We start from the raw sequence: 16,817 nt of genomic DNA, 5'->3' as shown, positions 1-16,817 counted from the left end.
CGAAAACGACTCCCCCGGCGCGGGCCGGGGGTGCATCAGGATTGCTTGCGCGGATCGTGACGAAGCTTAGGAGACCTTGAGATTTTCCGCGGATGTCTTGCCGCGATTTTCCACAAGGTCGTATTCAATCACCTGATTTTCGTTGAGGGTCGAGAGCCCAGCGCGCTCGACCGCCGAGATATGGACGAACACATCCTTATCGCCGACCATCGGCTTGATGAACCCATAACCCTTGGTCGGGTTGAACCACTTGACGGTGCCTTTTTGCATCGCCTGTCTCCTGGTCTAGACATAAAAAAGACGCGGCCACGCATTTCGCGTGCCACGCCACAAGCGGGATTCCGGAAGTTTGCTGAATTTCCTGGTCGCGAAACGCACAGTCGAACGGCCCAAATCCGATTGTACTCAAGATTGCAACACGAAATTTGCGCGTTAGCAAGCCTCTGGCGTGGCTCAGGAAATCGAGAGGGATTCAATCCTCGTTACCGCCCTGTGGCAGCGGAACAACAACGCCGCGCAATCCGGTGCTGCGCAGCACCCAGACCGATTGACGCTCCCGGTGAACTGGGCGCAAATCGGCTCGGGCCGACGAGGAATTGGCATTTTTCGAGCTGGCGCTCCTTTTTTGGGACTGAAATTCATGCGCTGCTCATCGCGGCCTTCGCGAGCGAATTGGGCTGGACTGGGCCGCAGGCTGTTCCTGGTCTTTGCGGCGGCTGTTGTTCTCGCTGCCGCCGTCGCGTCGTCGTCCGCTCAGGCCCAATCGCCAACCCCAACCCCAACCCCGACCCCGACCCCAACCCCAACACCGTCGCCGACCCCCAGTCCGACACCGACGGTGATCAATTCCAGTTTCTCGGCAGGTTCGACGGTGACGAACCTCGGCAGCAACTTCCTAGAGCGCATCGGCAATCAGGCGACGTCAGGCCTCGGCAAGGCGTTGGGCAGCAATCCGGGGGGTGGTGGTGCTTCCGAGAGTAGCGAGGCCCCGCAGTTCCGCGCTTGGGGCGAGCTTTACGGGCTTTCGGCCACCACCGGTCCGCTCGGCTATTTCGTTGGCGATCGCCGTCGCACCTGGGGCGGCGTCGCGGGATTGGGGGCGCGCGTCGCGCCCGGCGTCAACGTCGGTTTTTCCGTCGATCAAAGCCGCACCGCCATCGACATCCCGCTGGCGCTGCAGTCGGCGACGCTCGATCTGACCCAGCTCGGGTTCAATGCCTCGGTCGACAAGGGGCCCTGGACCTGGGCCATCGCCCTGGTTCACGGATTCGGAAAAGTGAATTCAAACCGCGACACCGGGTTCGGTGTCGCGACCGCCGGCTACAACGCCCGGCTCGACGGCGCGCTGACGGAACTCAGCTATTACTGGAGCCAGGACCAGAGCCGCATCGTGCCGAAGGCCGCGTTCGAATATGTGCGCGCCTCGACCGCATCGCTGCAGGAGTACGGCGGGCTCGATCCGGTCATGGCATCAGGCGCAACGGCGGAGCGCGCGCGCATCCTCGTCGGCGCCGAGATCGGGCGTTACTGGATCTTCGACCGGAAAATTCTCGACTTGTCCGCCTACGGCAAGTTCGTCGACAATGTCATGCAGAATTTCGGCGCGGTCACAGTCAGCCTCGGCACCCAGAGCGTCGTGGTGCAGGGCATCGGCGAAAGCCGGTATGGCGCGGATGCCGGGGCGTCGGCTTCGCTCAGCCTGAGCAACACCGCGCGGCTCTATCTCAACTACGACGGCAAGTATCGCGCCTCGATGCAGTCGCATCAGGGCACGCTCGGCGTCGAGTTCAGATGGTAGTGCCGCCGCCCGATCAGGCCGGGCCCGCGGCTACGTATCCCTGAAGACCGAAATTCGCCCTGGATGCCGCCATCAGCGGCACGAGGTCGTTGGGATGGATGAACTCGTCCTTGAAGCAAGGATAGGTTTTCGGATCGAATATTTTCTTCAGCCAGTCGATGACGATCTTGTGCCGGTCGGAGTTTCGAAACTCCTTGTGATAGGTGAGCCACAGATCGGCGTGATGATGGACGCCGAGGTCGACGGCAACCAGCGCCGCTCCGAGCGCCACCGAAGATGTCGGCAGGAAACCCATTCCTGCGCCGCGCTCCACTGCGTACAACACGCCGATGCTCGAGTTGGTCTTGATCCCGACGATGCCCTCCAGCGACGTCAGTCCCAGCACCCGGGCATAGGCGGAATCGTCGATCTGCGGCGCATGCTGGATCACCAGCCGGTGATTCCTGATTTCGGGAAGCGTGGGAACGCCGTGGAGTTTGCGATAGTCTTCCGAAACGAATGCATATACATGCAGCCGGCCGAGCTTGGTGACGATGAGGTCGGGATTGGTCGGCCGTTCGAGCTGGATCGCGATATCGGCTTCCAGCCGGGCGACGTCGGCTTGCTCCATCGCGCAGCGTAGATCGACCGTGATCTTGCGGTAGGTTTTCTGGAAGTCGATCAGCCGTGGAAGAATCCAGAAATTGCCGGGACCCTCGGTGACGGCGACGCGGACCGTGCCGGCGGCATCGTCTGATCGGGCCGCGCGCCGGAAAATATTGAAGGCGTGACGTTCCATTTCCATCACGTCGCCGATCATCGCAGAACCTGCGTCGCTCAGCGTCAATCCGCTCTGGTCGCGCAGGAACAGCTTGCAGCCGATGGACTCTTCGAGCCGGTCGATCCGGCGCATCAGCGTGGTGCTGGTTACGCCGAGTTCCTCCGCCGCATTGCGAAAGCTCTTGTATCGCGCACAAGCCAGAAACGATCGCAGGTCATCCCAGGATGCATCCAGAACTTCGTCGGTCCGGTGCTGCGTCATTGCAGCACCCCGGTGCAATAGTTGCTGCATACCCCAATTCCCCGCCCGATATGGTGCTGGCCGACAGGCAGGAGCGACGATAGATGCGTGACCCCGATATGGAAAGGCCCACTTTGGCCGCAAAACGCGATTTCGATCTGCTGCCCCGAAGCGCAGAAATCGAGGTGCAGCCCGCACAGCGTTCCGAGCTTGGTGCGCTGGCCGACATGGCCAACCGGCTGGTGCCGGGAGTTCAAATGACGGAACCGGATCTCGCGCGGTATTACGCATTTGACCCCGGCAGCATTCTGACATTCAGCCGAAAGAGGAAATTGCTTGGTGCAGTGGCGTTTCTCTATCTCAACGACAGGGGCCATGATGCTCTCATTCTCGACGACATCAATTTGACGCATCCCGATCTTGGATTGCTTGCCGGTGCATCGGAGGAGGTGTCCGCCATCTATGTCTGGGCGATCGCAGGTCAGGGCAGGGCGATGGCGGGACTGGGTAACGTGTCGGCGCATCTTTCACAGTCGCGGCTGGCGCCGGCCGATCTCTATGCCCAGCCGTCGAGCGCGGACGGACGCAACCTGATGATCGCGATCGGCTTCGAACCGATCCCGAGCTATCAGCACGAGCTGTGGCGCTACCAGCGTCCATGGAACCGGCTTCCGATCAACACGCCAGCAGTCCAACCCGCGAGGAGCTTTGCAGATGCACGGCATTAATTCATCAACGGCGATGAAAACCCAATCGCGTGCGATCACGGTCCGCATCGCGCGCGACCCCAACGACCTGATGTTGATGACGGCGATCCGGTCGGCGGTTTATCTCGCCGAGCAGGATTGCCCGATCGAAGAGGAGTTCGACGGCAACGATCTGGTCGCGGCCCACTTCCTCGGATTTGTCGGAGCCGAACCGGCCGGTTGCCTGCGGGTGCGATTTTTCGGCGAGTTCGCCAAGGTCGAGCGGCTTGCCGTGCGCCACCAGTTCCGGCGCACGCGCGTGTCGTTCAAGCTGGTGCAGGCCAGCGTCGACTACATCAAGCGCAAGGGATTCCGAAAGATCTACGGCCAGGCGCAGGACCGGCTGGTGGATTTCTGGGCGCATTTCGGCGCCAAGCCGCTCGGCCACAACCGCAAGATCACCTTTTCGGATTTTTCCTATACCGAAATGGTTCTCGACCTCGAACCCACCGCCGACGCCATCACGCTCGACAGCGATCCCTATGTGATCATCCGGCCGGAGGGCGATTGGGACAGGCCCGGGGTTCTCGACATGTCGGCCGGCCGACCGGTGACATCACCGCTGCGGACGGCGTGACATTCGGTGGCATGATGACCCATCCAAAGCTGGCGGTCTCGATTCACGACGATCCGCCGATCCTCGTCTGCGCGGATCTGCAAACCGAGTATCTCACCGAGGGCCGCCGTCACGTCATCGCGGACCCCGACGCGATTGGGTCGCGCTGTCTCGAACTGATGACGCTGTGGCGCGACAACCTCTGGCCGATCATTCACCTGAAGCGGATTGCCCAGGCCGCGTGGTTCAATCCGGCATCGAACCTGACGGACTGGATTGCCGACCTCAAGCCGCGGCCGGGAGAACTGGCGTTCGAGCATCCGCTGCCGTCGGCCTACAGTTCCTCGCGGTTCGCCGAATACATGGCGAACATGAGGAACATCCGCTGCGTGCTGTCGGGGTTCTCGCTCGACGAGACCATCCTGTCGACCGTGGTCGACGGATTTCATCGCAGCCATCGCTATCAGGTGGTCAGCGATGCGGTGGCCTGCCGGCGTCCGGGCATCGGCGATGCCGCTTCCTACAAGCTGGCGGTCGTCAACGTGATCGGCAACTTTGCCGGCATCGTCGGGAGTGCCGACCTGATCGAAGCCAATGCCGTGATTTCGGTGTGACCTGATCAGAGCCCGGTTCTGATTCAATCAGAGCAGACAAGGCTCTAGTTTCGATCGACCCGGACCACGCGGCCTTTTTCGATGGCGAGCGCGAGCTGGCCATGCTTCAGCGCCAGCGCCGCCTCGCCGAACAGCTCGCGGCGCCAGCCGTGCAGCGCGGCCACGTCGGCGTTATCGTCAGCGGCGATCTCCTCGAGATCGCCGACCGTGGCAATGATCTTGCTGGCGACGGCGTGACGCTCCGAGGTCATCCGCAGCAGGACTTTCAGAAGCTCGACGATCGCCGCACCGTTCGAATTGCTGCGCGGCTTCTCGATCTTCGGCAAGGAGGCGGGGTCGCGGGCGATGCCGCGCTGCACCGCCGCCACGATATCGGCGCCCCATTTCGACCGGTCGAAACCCTTCGGCAGCGAGCGCAGATTGGCGAGGCGCTCGAGGCTGGTCGGCGCGTGGGTGGCGATGTCGCCGACCGCATCGTCCTTCAGGACGCGGCTGCGCGGAACGTCGCGGCTTTGCGCTTCCTGTTCGCGCCAGGCGGCGACCTCCATCAGCACCGCCAGCTCCTTCGGCTTGCGTACCCGTGTCTTCAGCCGCTCCCAGGCCCGTTCGGGGTGGAAGTCGTAGGTCTTCGGCGAGGTCAGAACCTCCATTTCCTCGCTGACCCAGTCACTGCGGCCACGCTTCTTGAGATCAGCGTCCAGCGCGGCGAACACCTCGCGCAAATGGGTGACGTCGGAGACCGCATAATGCATCTGCTCCGCGGTGAGCGGCCGGCGCGACCAGTCGGTGAAACGGTGGGTCTTGTCCGGCCGGTGGCCGCAAATGCGCTCGACCAGCTGGTCGTAGGCGATGGAATCCCCATAGCCGAGCACCATGGCCGCGACCTGGGTGTCGAAAATCGGATGGGGGACGATGCCGGCCTGATGCCAGACGATTTCGATGTCCTGGCGGGCGGCGTGGAACACCTTCAGCACCTTTTCGTCGGCCATCAGGGCGAAGAACGGTTTGAGGTCGATCCCCGGGGCCAGCGTGTCGATCACGACCGCCTCCTCGGCGCTCGCCATCTGCACCACGCAGAGCAGGGGGTAATAGGTGGTTTCCCGCAGGAATTCGGTATCGACGGTGATGACTGGGTGTTTCGCGAGCCGGACGCATGCCGCGGCCAGTTCCGAGGTGGTGGTAATCAGATCCATGAACGGTCCATAACGCTTCTCAGGACCGCGTTCTGCCGAAAGTGCTGATATGTCAAGGGTCTTGCGCTGAATTCGAGCCTTGCATTTCCGCAACCTCAGTATCTGCCGCAAGACTCAGCGGCCGCCTGGGCGCCTCGAATTCAGGCCGGCGCCGTTTCGTCAACCGGCCCGGGAAACCGGACCCGGACCCCTCAGGTGTCGCTGACGCGCCGGGAGGGCCGCCGCTGCGACGGCACGGCAAGCACGATGATGCAGAGCGCGAGCATCGCCAATCCCATGAACTCAAATACCAATGCGTCAAACACGAGCGTTCCCTCAAGCCAGGCCGCTAGATTTGTAGGGAACGCATTGACCGTTTCTTAATTCTTGCGGCGCGGGAGGCTTGTGCCTCGCCGGATGTTTAACGGCGGGTTAGCGCGTCAGGTCCCGCAGAAGGTCTGCAGCACGCGCTCGTGCGGTTCGGGCGGTTCGGCGTAGGCCGCCATTGCCGGCTGGTCCTCGTACGGCTTTGCCAGCACCGCCAGCAGCTGCTCGAACGGCGCAAAATCGTCGCGGTTGACGGCGGCTTCGATCACCGCCTCGACCCTGTGGTTCCGCGGAATGAAGGCGGGATTGACCGCGCGCATCGCGGCTTGCCGCTCGGCCGGGGCCTGCGGCTCCTCGGAGATCCGTTGCCGCCAGCGCGCGGCCCATTCGTCATGGGCGGCGGGGTCCGCGAACAGTTGCCGGACTTCGCTTTCACCGTCGGGATCGAGCGCGGCGTCGCTCAGCCGCCGGAAGGTCAGGGTGAAGTCGGCCTGGTTCCTGGCCATGGCGTCCAGCAGATCCTGCACCAGCGCCTCGTCGCCGTCGCGCGCGGTGAACAGGCCGATCTTCTTGCGCAGGCCGGCCTGACAGGCGCTGCCGAACACCGCCACGAATCCGTTGATCGCCGATTGCGCCTCCGCGATGGCCTTGTCGCGGTCGTCGGAAAGCAGCGGCAACAGGCATTCGGCCAGCCGGGTCAGGTTCCATTGGGCGATCCGCGGCTGGTTGGCGTAGGCGTAGCGGCCCATCTCGTCGATCGAGCTGAACACGGTGGCGGGGTCGTAATGATCCATGAAAGCGCAGGGGCCGTAATCGATAGTCTCGCCGGAGATCGAGGTATTGTCGGTGTTCATGACGCCGTGGATGAAGCCGACCAGCAGCCAGCGCGCCACCAGTTCGGCCTGCCGCGCGATCACGGCTTCGAGCAGCGCGTGATAGGGGCGCTCGGCAGTGGCGGCTTGCGGATAGTGCCGGGCGATGACGTGATCGGCCAGTTGCCGCACGCCCTCGGTATCGCTGCGCGCCGCGAAGTATTGAAACGTGCCGACGCGGATGTGGCTGGCGGCGACGCGGGTGAGCACGGCGCCGGGCAGCGGCGTCTCGCGCATCACATTCTCGCCTGACATGACGGCGGCGAGCGATCGCGTGGTTGGAATGCCGAGCGTGGCCATCGCCTCGCTGACGATATATTCGCGTAGCACCGGACCGAGCGCCGCGCGGCCGTCGCCGCGGCGCGAAAACGGCGTCGGGCCGCTTCCCTTGAGCTGGATGTCGCGGCGGACGCCGTCGGCGTCGATCACCTCGCCGAGCAGGATGGCGCGGCCGTCACCGAGTTGCGGAACGAAATGGCCGAACTGGTGGCCGGCATAGGCCATCGCGATCGGATCGGCGCCATCGGGGACGCGCTTGCCGGCGAGGATTTCGGCTCCCTCGGGGCTGTCGAGCAGGTCGGGATCGAGGCCGAGATGGATCGCGAGCGGCCGGTTCAGCTTGATCAGGCGCGGGGAGGCGACCGGGGTGGGCGCCACGCGCGCGAAAAAGTTCGCCGGCAGCGCCGCATAGGTGTTCTGGAAGGGGAAATGGACCGTCATGAGGTCAAGATAGGTGCGTCCGGGGAATAGACAATCTTCTTGCGCGGTTGGTGGAGGAAGGCGGGTTTTCGCTCAGTTTTCCTGTCCTCGGGGGCGATTTTGCTGCCCAAAATCGGTCCTGCATTCGGTTGCCGCGCCTGACCGCGTCGGGTAAACCCTGACCCTCCTCGGACGGGCTTTTGGCCTCGATTCGACCTCTCCGACATCAGTTTTTGGGAATTCCATGCATCGTTACCGGTCCCACACCTGCGGCGCGCTCCGCGAGAGCCATATCGACCAGACGGTTCGGCTGTCGGGCTGGTGCCATCGTATCCGCGACCATGGCGGCGTGCTGTTCATCGACCTGCGCGACCATTACGGACTGACCCAGTGCGTGGCCGACCCGGATTCGCCGGCCTTCAAGGATGCCGAAAAGCTGCGTTCGGAATGGGTGGTGCGGATCGACGGCAGGGTCCGCCGCCGTCCCGCCGGCACCGACAATCCGGAACTGGCGACCGGCATGGTCGAGATCTACGTCAGCGAGATCGAGGTGCTCGGCCCGGCCGCCGAACTGCCGCTGCCGGTGTTCGGCGAGCAGGAATATCCTGAAGACATAAGGCTTAAGTACCGTTTCCTCGACCTGCGCCGCGAGAAGCTGCACCAGAATATCATGACCCGCGGCGCGATCGTCGATTCCATGCGCAAGCGGATGAAGGAGCAGGGTTTCTTCGAATTCCAGACCCCGATCCTGACGGCGTCGTCGCCGGAGGGCGCACGCGACTTCCTGGTGCCGTCGCGGATTCACCCCGGACAGTTCTACGCGCTGCCGCAGGCGCCGCAGCAGTACAAGCAGCTCCTGATGATGTCGGGCTTCGATCGCTACTTCCAGATCGCGCCGTGTTTCCGCGACGAGGACCCGCGCGCCGACCGCTTGCCCGGCGAGTTCTACCAGCTCGACGTCGAAATGAGCTTCGTCACCCAGGATGACGTGTTTGAGGCGATGGAGCCGGTCGTTACCGGCGTGTTCGAGGATTTCGCCAAGGGCAAGCCGGTGACCAAAGGCTGGCCACGGATTCCCTTCGCCGAAGCCTTGCGCAAATACGGCAGCGACAAGCCCGATCTGCGCAATCCCATTGTCATGCAGGACGTGTCAGAACATTTCCGCGGCTCCGGCTTCAAGGTGTTCGCGCGCATGCTGGAAGACCCGAAGAACCAGGTCTGGGCCATTCCCGGCACCGGCGGCGGCAGCCGCGCGTTCTGCGACCGGATGAATTCCTGGGCGCAGGGCGAGGGCCAGCCCGGGCTTGGCTACATCATGTGGCGCGAGGGCGGTGAGGGCGCGGGTCCCTTGGCCAACAACATCGGACCGGAGCGCACCGCAGCGATCCGCGCGCAGCTCGGCTTGAAGGAAGGCGACGCCGCGTTCTTCGTCGCCGGCGATCCGGAAAAATTCTGGAAGTTCTCCGGCCTCGCGCGCACCAGGCTCGGCGAGGAGTTGAACCTGATCGACAAGGAACGGTTCGAGCTCGCCTGGATCGTCGATTTCCCGATGTACGAGTACAATGAGGAAGACAAGAAGGTCGATTTCTCGCACAATCCGTTCTCGATGCCGCAGGGCGGGCTCGAGGCTTTGCAGACCGAGGATCCGCTGACCATCAAGGCGTTTCAGTACGACATCACCTGCAACGGCTACGAGATCGCCTCCGGCGGCATCCGCAATCATCGGCCCGAGGCGATGGTGAAGGCGTTCGAGATCGCCGGCTATGGCGAGAAGGACGTGGTCGAGCGGTTCGGCGGCATGTATCGTGCGTTCCAGTACGGCGCGCCGCCGCATGGCGGCATGGCGGCCGGCGTCGACCGCATCGTGATGCTGCTCTGTGGCACCACGAACTTGCGCGAAATCTCGCTGTTCCCGATGAATCAGCAGGCCGTCGACCTGCTGATGGGAGCGCCTTCGGAGGTCGCGCCGAAGCAGTTGCGCGAACTACACATCCGGCTCAATCTGCCGCAAACCTGAAAACTGGTCACTGAAGTCTCAATTCGGGGCCGAGCAAGCCGCGAGGGGAAATGTATGTCGTCCCATTCTGAAGATCTGCAATCCGCGGCGCTCGCCTATCACCGGCTGCCCCGGCCGGGCAAGCTTGAGATTCAGGCGACCAAGCCGCTCGCCAACCAGCGCGACCTGGCGCTGGCCTATTCGCCGGGCGTGGCTGCCGCCTGCACGGCGATCGCCGAAAATCCTGCGGAAGCGGCATCGCTGACCACCCGTGCCAACCTCGTCGCCGTCGTCTCCAACGGCACGGCGGTGCTCGGCCTCGGCAATATCGGCCCGCTGGCATCGAAGCCGGTGATGGAAGGCAAGGCGGTTCTGTTCAAGAAATTCGCCGGCATCGACGTGTTCGACATCGAGATCGCCGCCGACACCATCGATCGCGTGGTCGAGACCGTGGCGGCGCTGGAACCGACCTTCGGCGGCATCAATCTCGAGGACATCAAGGGTCCGGAATGTTTCGAGATCGAGGCGCAGCTGAAGGCGCGGATGAAGATCCCGGTATTCCACGATGACCAGCACGGCACCGCGATCATCGTCGCCGCTGCGATCACCAACGGGCTGCTGCTGAACGGCAAGAAGCTTTCGGACGTCAAGATTGTCGCCTCCGGCGCCGGTGCGGCGGCGATCGCCTGCCTCAATCTGCTGGTCTCGATGGGCGCGCAGCGCAAGAACATCTGGGTCTGCGACATCGACGGCGTGGTGCATGAAGGCCGCAACACGCTGATGGACCGCTGGAAGTCGGTCTATGCGCAGAAGACCGACAAGCGCGTGCTGGCGGACGTGATCGGCGGCGCCGACATCTTTCTAGGCCTTTCGGCGCCCAATGTGCTGAAGCCCGAGATGGTGAAGGCGATGGCCGACAAGCCATTGGTGATGGCGCTCGCCAATCCGACGCCGGAAATCATGCCGGACGAAGCCCGCAAGGCGCGCCCCGACGCGATGATCTGCACCGGCCGCTCCGACTTTCCCAACCAGGTCAACAACGTCCTGTGCTTTCCCTTCATCTTTCGCGGCGCGCTCGATTGCGGCGCCACTGCGATCAACGAGGAAATGAAGAAGGCCGCGGTCGATGCGATCGCGCAGCTGGCGCGCGATCCGCCGTCGGACGCGTCCGCGCAAGGTTTCGACAGCGGCGAAGCGCAAGGGTTCGGCCCGGGCTCGCTGATCCCCAGTCCGTTCGATCCGCGGCTGATCCTGCGCATTGCGCCGGCGGTCGCCAAGGCGGCGATGGAGTCCGGCGTCGCCTCCCGCCCGATTGCGAACATCGAGGACTACGCCGCCCAGCTCGAGCGCTTCGCGTTCCGCTCCGGCCTCGTCATGAAGCCGATGTTCGCCAAGGCCAGGACTCAGCCGGTTCGCGTGATCTATGCGGAAGGCGAGGACGAGCGGGTGCTGCACGCGACCCAGGTCGTGCTCGAGGAAAATCTGGCGCGGCCGATCCTGGTCGGACGTCCCTCGGTGGTCGAGGCGCGCATCAAGCGCTACGGCCTCGCCATCAAGGCCGGACGGGATTTCGATCTGGTCAATCCGGAAGACGATCCGCGCTACCGATCCTATGTCCAGTCCTACATTGACGTCGCCGGCCGGCATGGCGTGACCCCGGACGCCGCGCGCACGGTGGTGCGCACCAACGCTACCGTCATCGCCGCGCTGGCGGTGGTGCGCGGCGAGGCCGATGCCATGATCTGCGGCGTCGAGGGCCGCTACATGAGCCATCTGCGCCATGTTCGCGAGATCGTCGGATTCCTGCCCGGCGTCAGCGATTTCGCTGCATTGGCGCTGATGATCACCAGCAAGGGGGCCTATTTCATCACCGATACGCAGGTGCGGCCGAACCCGAGCGCCGAGGAGCTTGCGGAAGTGGCGGCGCTGGCGGCGATCCACGTCCAGCGCTTCAACATCAAGCCCAAGGTCGCCTTCGTCTCCCATTCCGATTTCGGCAGCTACGACACCGATTCCTCGCGCAAGATGCGCCGCGCCACCGCGCTGTTGAAGGAGAACCATCCGGAGATCGAGGCCGATGGCGAGATGCAGGGCGATACCGCGCTCTCCGAAGCCGCGCGCAAACTGATCCTGCCGCATTCGAAGCTGGAAGGCGTCGCCAATATCCTGATCATGCCGAACCTCGATACCGCCAACGTCGCCTATCAGATGATCAAGGTACTGGCCGACGCGCTTCCGGTGGGGCCGATCCTGATCGGGCCCTCGCGCCCGGCCCACATCCTCACTCCCTCGGTGACCGCGCGCGGCATTCTCAATATGACGGCGGTTGCCGCGGTCGAAGCCCAGGAGCGCGCCGGCCGCCAGCAACCGAGCCTGTTTGGCTAGGGGGGCGGAGACCGACCGGTTGCGGTTGCCGCCGTCGGCGTTTCGGATTGATTTGACTGTTTGAAAAGCCGAGGCGGAGCGCCCATAATCCCTCCGCCGCCGCGACATCGGCATTTGCAGCATTCAACGAGGCCAACCATGCCAGCGTTTGTTACTTTCGGGCGAATTCTGTTCGCCGTGCTATTTATTTATACGGGAGCAACCAAGCTGTTCGGCATCCAGGCCACGTCGGAATTCATCGCAGCCAAGGTCGCCATTCCCGCTCTGCTCACGCCCTATACCGCGCAGCTGGAAACGATGACGGGCATGACCACGCCGCAGATGCTCGCCATTGCCGTCGGAGCCTTCGAGGTGATTGCCGGATTGATGATTGCGCTCAATTTCGGCGCGCGGTTCTTCGCCATTCTCCTGATCGTCTTCGTGGCCGCGGCAACCTTCTACTTCCACGATTTCTGGAATCAGTCGTCGCCGGAAAGCGCCAAGAGCCTGGTGGATGCGCTGAAGAATCTCTCGATCATCGGCGCACTGTTCATCATCGCCGGCTATGGCCGGTCCTCGGAGACGCCGGAACCCACCTATAGCGACGTCTGAGCGATACGCCGCCACGGCGTGACGGTGACGCCGCAGGCGGGATCGAGCATCCGGGCCTCGCCGGCCTCGAGGCCATGGGCGGCCAGGATTTCCTCGGGCGAGCGTGCCGGCACGCCGGGGAAGCAGGGCTCGCCGCCCGGCAACTTTACCCGCGGCGCGCGCGACAGCCAGAATGTGTCGTAGCGGTCCATGAACATTTCGAATACGTCAGGTCCACCGATAACGGCCGCCGTGCCGGCGCGGACGCCGGCGCGCTCGCAGGCGGCTTCAAAGGAAGCCCCGGCCGGATTCCACAGCGTGGCTTTGGGATTGGATGGATCGGGCGCGAGCGAAGCGATCGACCGGGTCAGGATGATGCGCTTTCGCTGCGGCGAGTTCGGCTGATCCTCGAAGGAATTGCGCCCATGCACGATCAGGTCGGCATGATCGAGGGCCGCGGTGAAGAACCGCTTGTCGCCCTCGAACTTCAGTTCGTCCGGCATCATGCGATCGGCGTTCGCCAGCATGCCGTCGGCGGACACGATGACGTAGCCGTCGATGCGCAACACCGGCATATGCGTCGTCGCGCGGCTTGCGCTATTCCGAGATCGTCTGCACCACGCTGTTGAGCGGGCGGTTGCTCACGGTCGGAAGCTTCATGTCCTTGATGACGCTCTCGTCAAACGCCGCGATGGTCAGCACCGGCGCCTTGGCCCTCATCTGCACGACCTTGTAGCCGCCGGCCTTCAATCTGCGCAGCAGATCGGGCAGGGCTTCGGCGGTGTGCTTCTGGAAGTCGTGCATCAGGATGATGCCCTTGCCCAGCTTGTCGACCTTCTTCATCACGCTGTCGATGATGGTTTGGGCCGTCCTCGCCTTGAAGTCGAACGAGTCGAGATCGCAGGAGAATATCCCGATGTTGCGCTCGCCGAGATAGGTCACCATAACCGGCGGATGTTGCAGCGCCGGGAAGCGGAAGAACGGCGCCGGTGCGGCCCCGAGCGCCCATTTCACCGCGCTGAAACCTTTTTCGACTTCCTCCTTGGCCTGCGCCTCGGTCATCTTCTTGTTGTTGAGGTTGGCGTGCGACCAGGTATGCGATCCGATCGTGTGTCCGGCGGCGGCCACCTGCTTCAGGATCTCCGGATAGTAGCTCGCGTGCTTGCCGATCGGAAAGAAGATGGCCTTGGTGCATTCTTGGGCCAGCGCCTTCAGCACCGAGGGCGTATTGACCGGCCACGGGCCGTCGTCGAACGTCAGCACCACTTCCTTGTCGCGCAGGAAATCGAGTTGCTTGAAATGCTCGAAGCCGAAACCGGGTCCGCCGGTGGTGTCGATCTCCACCACGCGGGCGACGCCCAGCGCGTCAGGGTTGGCGCATGCGGCTTTCGCAGAAGTGGGCGCCGGGGCTGGCGCCGGTGCAGCGGCCGGGGGCACGGCCGCGCTCTTGGCGCCGGTGGTGGCTTGCGACCATGCTGCGCCCGTTGCACACAGCGAAACCGCGCCTGCAAAGATCAAACCTGCCGCAATACGCATTGGATATCCCTCGAATTGATCCCAAGCCCGGGCTTGTGACGCTCGCCCGAGCCGCTTCCTGCCCCTGATCATGGTAGCCTAGTTGGACCCGCGCCGCCACGGCAACGGCTTTTATCCCCTGTGGCCGATTTGTCGGCCAGTCCGGTTAATTCCGGGGAGAGCCCTTGAGCTCAGGAGGCCGCGAGCGCCCGCGCGATGGCGGCTCTTATTCGCGTGTCGGTCGGTTCGACGCGCTCGGAAAAAACCTCGGCGATATAACCGTCGCGGCCGATCAGATACTTGTGGAAGTTCCAGTGCGGGACATCCTTCGGGCGCGCGTCGGCGGCCCATTTGTAGAAGGGGTGCGCATTGGCCCCCGTGACGACGGCTTTTGCCGCAATGGGAAAGGTAACCCCATAGTGCTGCTGTGCGGTGTTCGCGATCTCCGTGGTGCCGCCGGGCTCCTGTCCCCCGAAATCGTTCGAGGGAACACCCAGAATCATCAGACCGCGGCCCTGGAACTCGGTCCACAGCTCCTGCAGGCCGGCATATTGCGGGGTGAAGCCACAGAGCGAGGCCGTGTTGACGACCAGAATCGGCCGGCCGGCATAGTCCGCGAGCCTGATATCGCCGCCCGCGAGCGCGGGAAACGAGAATGCGTAGGCGGTGATTCGGCTGATCGGGGCCTGTGCGAGCGCGTGCCGTGTCGAGGCCGGACTCGCGACCGCGGCCAGCGCCGCCATGAAAATGGTCCTGCGGTCGAGCATTGTCATCTCTCTTCATCCGCGATCCGGTTCGAGCCACGATAGCGCAACCGGAAAGCCGATGCCTTTCAACAAGGCGTTATGGCCGGGCCGGCGGGGCGGGGCACCACGGCAGCTGCAGCAGCGGGGTGTAGTACGGCCGCCACTGACAGATCGGCTCCGGCCCCCTGCGCATGAAGGCGTATTTGATCGGTTCGGCCTGGCCGACGGCGATATGCAGTCCGAACAGGACCGCGCCGATCGCATAAGTCCATTTGCGAAAGCGCAGATCGGCTAAGGAATCCAGCAGGATTGCGCCCGAGAGGATGATCAGGGGATCGGTGAAGATGAAATATTCGGATTTCAAACCGCGCCGCACGCCGAGCGCGTCGATCCCGATCGCGGCCAGCAGCAACGCAAGCGCCTGGATCGCGACCAGCCTCTCGCCGCGGCGCCATGTGTAGACGATGCCGGGCACGATCAGCCAGGTGAGAAACACCGTCGGACGCGGCGAGGAGTGCAGCACGAAAGTGTAGCGCGCCAGCACCGACGCAATCCCCTCGAGCAGCAGCCGCAGAATTCCGGAAAGGCTTGAACCGCTGGCGGCATCTGACGTGGCCGCGTCGGCAAAGGTCAGCATCTTCTCCAGCGGATTGATCACCGCGATCACATTGCCGGCGTTGTACTGGAGATCGAGCGCGAGCAGCGCGACCAGGGCGCCGGCTGCCATGGCAAGCATCGACGCCAGCGTTTCGGCCGCGCTGATCCGCCAGATCGCGGCATAGGCGATCATGCAGCCGGCGATCAGCACCGACAGCGCCGCCTGATAGATGCCATAGCGGCCCAGCAACAGCGGACGGAACTGCGCGGCCTCGAGCAGGGCGCGATCGAAGCCGGTCGCGATCAGCGGCCACGCCGCCCATACCGCCGCGAACGCTGCGATCGCCGCGACAACCGCCGCCAGCCAGGCTGATGGCGTGTTGTTCCAGAATGCGACGCTTGCGCTGTCGCGGCTTCCGAACGGCAGCAGCAATAGCGGCAGCGCGCCGATCAGCAGGATGACCTGCACCTTGTTCTCGAGTCCGAGCACGCATAATCCGGCGGCCAGCGCCATCCAGAGCGGGCGCGCGATGCTGGCGCTACGCCCGATCGCGATCAGGATCAGAAGCGCAAAGATCACCGGGCACGCCGCCACCAGCTCGCTGCGCAGGATGCGCGAATGCACCGCGATGCCGCCGGAGAATGCGAAGGCCAGCGTCGCCAGCATGGCGACGCGCCAGTCGCGCACCACTCGGCGGGTCAAACCCGCGAAAATCAGCACGCAGCCGGTCGCGATCAGGAAGGCCAGCAGGCGTCCGGCGCGCACGGCGCTGGTCATGGCGGCGTCGAAGGCGGCCACATCGGATGCCGGCGGAATGGCCGACAGCGACCAGGCGTCGAGCAGGCCGAGCGCGTGCAGCAGCTGAAACCACAGCTTCACCGAGAGGATGGTGATGTAGGCGGTGTGATCGAAGAAGCGTTGCGGCTTGCCGTCGTTGAGGGCAAGCGCGTTGTAGATCACCATGAAATCCATGTCGGCGTTGCGCCAATAGATCAGGGCGTAGCCGTACAGAAAGAACGAAAAGGCCAGGCCGGCGACGATCGCCGCCAGTCCCCAGCGCCGGCCGAGAAAGGTCATCCGGCCGAATGCGTCCCCGGCCGCCGTCATCGGCGGCGCGGTCGCAGGGGCCGTGGTGGGAAGCTCATTCATGCCGGCGGTCTTTTAGCTGAGCCGCCGGGCCAAAGCGACGGCCGCCGCGGAGGCCGAGAGCAAGTCCCTTGCCC

15 protein-coding genes are annotated in these 16,817 nt (G+C 64.0%); 7 read left to right on the top strand and 8 right to left on the bottom strand.

Annotated elements, in window-relative coordinates; all coding sequences use genetic code 11:
- Positions 1–66: 66 nt before the first annotated feature.
- Positions 67–270 (bottom strand): cold-shock protein, encoded by a 204-nt coding sequence (locus tag KMZ29_RS16390; RefSeq protein WP_079569050.1) that lies wholly within the window; start codon positions 268–270, stop codon positions 67–69.
- A gap of 370 nt (positions 271–640) precedes the next feature.
- Between KMZ29_RS16390 and KMZ29_RS16385 the strand changes: the two genes are divergently transcribed.
- Positions 641–1,798 carry an autotransporter outer membrane beta-barrel domain-containing protein gene (locus KMZ29_RS16385; protein WP_215620209.1) on the top strand — a complete coding sequence of 386 codons (1,158 nt, stop codon included), beginning with the start codon at positions 641–643 and terminating at the stop codon, positions 1,796–1,798.
- 13 nt (positions 1,799–1,811) lie between these two features.
- Here KMZ29_RS16385 and KMZ29_RS16380 read toward each other — a convergent pair whose 3' ends face one another.
- Positions 1,812–2,849 (bottom strand): LysR family transcriptional regulator, encoded by a 1,038-nt coding sequence (locus KMZ29_RS16380; RefSeq protein WP_215620208.1) that lies wholly within the window; start codon positions 2,847–2,849, stop codon positions 1,812–1,814.
- Between the two features lie 68 nt (positions 2,850–2,917).
- On the opposite strand from KMZ29_RS16380, the gene KMZ29_RS16375 reads away from it, so the two are divergent.
- Genes KMZ29_RS16375 through KMZ29_RS16365 form a run of 3 tightly spaced genes read left to right on the top strand, consistent with a single transcriptional unit; the run spans position 2,918 to position 4,714 of the window.
- The gene (locus KMZ29_RS16375; RefSeq protein WP_215624302.1) at positions 2,918–3,526 is read left to right on the top strand and encodes a hypothetical protein; all 609 of its coding nucleotides are present in this window, start codon (positions 2,918–2,920) and stop codon (positions 3,524–3,526) included.
- The gene (locus KMZ29_RS16370) at positions 3,513–4,121 is read left to right on the top strand and encodes a GNAT family N-acetyltransferase (RefSeq protein WP_215620207.1); all 609 of its coding nucleotides are present in this window, start codon (positions 3,513–3,515) and stop codon (positions 4,119–4,121) included. Before KMZ29_RS16375 ends, KMZ29_RS16370 begins: the two co-directional genes overlap by 14 nt.
- A gap of 29 nt (positions 4,122–4,150) precedes the next feature.
- Positions 4,151–4,714: an isochorismatase family protein gene (locus KMZ29_RS16365; RefSeq protein ID WP_215624301.1), complete on the top strand. Its 564-nt coding sequence runs from the start codon at positions 4,151–4,153 to the stop codon at positions 4,712–4,714.
- A gap of 44 nt (positions 4,715–4,758) precedes the next feature.
- On the opposite strand, the gene rnd is transcribed toward KMZ29_RS16365, so the two are convergent.
- The gene (rnd, locus tag KMZ29_RS16360) at positions 4,759–5,907 is read right to left on the bottom strand and encodes a ribonuclease D (RefSeq protein WP_215620206.1); all 1,149 of its coding nucleotides are present in this window, start codon (positions 5,905–5,907) and stop codon (positions 4,759–4,761) included.
- A 419-nt stretch (positions 5,908–6,326) separates the two neighbouring features.
- Complete coding sequence (locus KMZ29_RS16355) at positions 6,327–7,805, bottom strand: protein adenylyltransferase SelO (protein ID WP_215620205.1); 1,479 nt, start codon at positions 7,803–7,805, stop codon at positions 6,327–6,329.
- A gap of 223 nt (positions 7,806–8,028) precedes the next feature.
- On the opposite strand from KMZ29_RS16355, the gene aspS reads away from it, so the two are divergent.
- The 3 genes from aspS (at position 8,029) to KMZ29_RS16340 (ending at position 12,756) form a co-directional block, all read left to right on the top strand.
- Positions 8,029–9,801: an aspartate--tRNA ligase gene (aspS, locus tag KMZ29_RS16350; RefSeq protein WP_215620204.1), complete on the top strand. Its 1,773-nt coding sequence runs from the start codon at positions 8,029–8,031 to the stop codon at positions 9,799–9,801.
- 54 nt (positions 9,802–9,855) lie between these two features.
- Positions 9,856–12,165, top strand: coding sequence for an NADP-dependent malic enzyme (locus KMZ29_RS16345; protein ID WP_215620203.1), 2,310 nt, complete (start codon positions 9,856–9,858; stop codon positions 12,163–12,165).
- Between the two features lie 138 nt (positions 12,166–12,303).
- Entirely contained in the window at positions 12,304–12,756 is a 453-nt protein-coding gene (locus tag KMZ29_RS16340; protein WP_215620202.1) for a DoxX family protein, read from the top strand.
- On the opposite strand, the gene KMZ29_RS16335 is transcribed toward KMZ29_RS16340, so the two are convergent.
- From KMZ29_RS16335 to KMZ29_RS16320, 4 genes are all read right to left on the bottom strand, one after another.
- Positions 12,741–13,310 carry a dihydrofolate reductase family protein gene (locus KMZ29_RS16335; protein WP_215620201.1) on the bottom strand — a complete coding sequence of 190 codons (570 nt, stop codon included), beginning with the start codon at positions 13,308–13,310 and terminating at the stop codon, positions 12,741–12,743. The two genes, KMZ29_RS16340 and KMZ29_RS16335, sit on opposite strands and share 16 nt — an antisense overlap.
- Before the next feature lie 22 nt (positions 13,311–13,332).
- A complete protein-coding gene (locus KMZ29_RS16330; protein WP_215620200.1) occupies positions 13,333–14,271 on the bottom strand; it encodes a polysaccharide deacetylase family protein in 939 nt (312 codons plus the stop codon).
- Positions 14,272–14,441: 170 nt separating this feature from the next.
- On the bottom strand, positions 14,442–15,017 hold the full coding sequence (locus tag KMZ29_RS16325) for a glutathione peroxidase (RefSeq protein ID WP_215624300.1): 576 nt from the start codon (positions 15,015–15,017) through the stop codon (positions 14,442–14,444).
- Positions 15,018–15,093: 76 nt separating this feature from the next.
- The gene (locus KMZ29_RS16320; protein WP_369810025.1) at positions 15,094–16,743 is read right to left on the bottom strand and encodes a hypothetical protein; all 1,650 of its coding nucleotides are present in this window, start codon (positions 16,741–16,743) and stop codon (positions 15,094–15,096) included.
- Positions 16,744–16,817 lie beyond the last annotated feature (74 nt).

This window comes from Bradyrhizobium sediminis (assembly GCF_018736085.1).
GTDB classification, from domain to species: Bacteria; Pseudomonadota; Alphaproteobacteria; order Rhizobiales; family Xanthobacteraceae; genus Bradyrhizobium; species Bradyrhizobium sediminis.
This window is presented reverse-complemented; position numbering and strand designations above follow the sequence as displayed.

Excerpts from the sequence above, each read along its gene's own strand:
- KMZ29_RS16330 (WP_215620200.1), bottom strand. The coding sequence starts at position 14,271 with ATGCGTATTGCGGCAGGTTTGATCTTTGCAGGCGCGGTTTCGCTGTGT.
- KMZ29_RS16375 (WP_215624302.1), top strand. The coding sequence starts at position 2,918 with ATGGAAAGGCCCACTTTGGCCGCAAAACGCGATTTCGATCTGCTGCCC.
- KMZ29_RS16345 (WP_215620203.1), top strand. The coding sequence starts at position 9,856 with ATGTCGTCCCATTCTGAAGATCTGCAATCCGCGGCGCTCGCCTATCAC.
- KMZ29_RS16390 (WP_079569050.1), bottom strand. The coding sequence starts at position 270 with ATGCAAAAAGGCACCGTCAAGTGGTTCAACCCGACCAAGGGTTATGGG.
- KMZ29_RS16370 (WP_215620207.1), top strand. The coding sequence starts at position 3,513 with ATGCACGGCATTAATTCATCAACGGCGATGAAAACCCAATCGCGTGCG.
- aspS (WP_215620204.1), top strand. The coding sequence starts at position 8,029 with ATGCATCGTTACCGGTCCCACACCTGCGGCGCGCTCCGCGAGAGCCAT.
- KMZ29_RS16340 (WP_215620202.1), top strand. The coding sequence starts at position 12,304 with ATGCCAGCGTTTGTTACTTTCGGGCGAATTCTGTTCGCCGTGCTATTT.
- KMZ29_RS16380 (WP_215620208.1), bottom strand. The coding sequence starts at position 2,849 with ATGCAGCAACTATTGCACCGGGGTGCTGCAATGACGCAGCACCGGACC.
- KMZ29_RS16355 (WP_215620205.1), bottom strand. The coding sequence starts at position 7,805 with ATGACGGTCCATTTCCCCTTCCAGAACACCTATGCGGCGCTGCCGGCG.
- KMZ29_RS16385 (WP_215620209.1), top strand. The coding sequence starts at position 641 with ATGCGCTGCTCATCGCGGCCTTCGCGAGCGAATTGGGCTGGACTGGGC.
- KMZ29_RS16325 (WP_215624300.1), bottom strand. The coding sequence starts at position 15,017 with ATGCTCGACCGCAGGACCATTTTCATGGCGGCGCTGGCCGCGGTCGCG.
- KMZ29_RS16320 (WP_369810025.1), bottom strand. The coding sequence starts at position 16,743 with ATGAATGAGCTTCCCACCACGGCCCCTGCGACCGCGCCGCCGATGACG.
- rnd (WP_215620206.1), bottom strand. The coding sequence starts at position 5,907 with ATGGATCTGATTACCACCACCTCGGAACTGGCCGCGGCATGCGTCCGG.
- KMZ29_RS16335 (WP_215620201.1), bottom strand. The coding sequence starts at position 13,310 with ATGCCGGTGTTGCGCATCGACGGCTACGTCATCGTGTCCGCCGACGGC.